The following is a 229-nucleotide window of genomic DNA, read 5'->3' as shown; positions in this document are numbered from 1 at the left end:
CAACTGGGCGGGCAACCTCACGTATCGCGCATCACGCGTGGAGCACCCGTCGTCGACGGATGAGCTGGCCGCGCTTCTCGCGCAGGGCGGTCCGGTGCGGATGCTGGGATCACGCCACAGCTTCAACGACCTCGCCGACACCGACGGCCTGCTCGTGGCCCTCGACGCGCTGCCCGCGGTGTTCGAGGTGAACCGGGCGCGCGACGCCGTCCGCGTCTCGGGTGGGCTG

The 229-nt window shown here is 71.6% G+C and carries 1 protein-coding gene; it reads left to right on the top strand.

Annotated features, from left to right (window positions below):
• A partial coding sequence (locus tag SB660_RS24345) for an FAD-binding protein (protein WP_410585226.1) occupies positions 1–229 on the top strand: 229 nt, incomplete at both ends.

Origin of the sequence: Bacillus sp. SIMBA_005, assembly GCF_046535585.1 — a bacterium.
In the GTDB taxonomy this organism is placed as follows: domain Bacteria; phylum Bacillota; class Bacilli; order Bacillales; family Bacillaceae; genus Bacillus; species Bacillus pumilus.
This window is presented reverse-complemented; position numbering and strand designations above follow the sequence as displayed.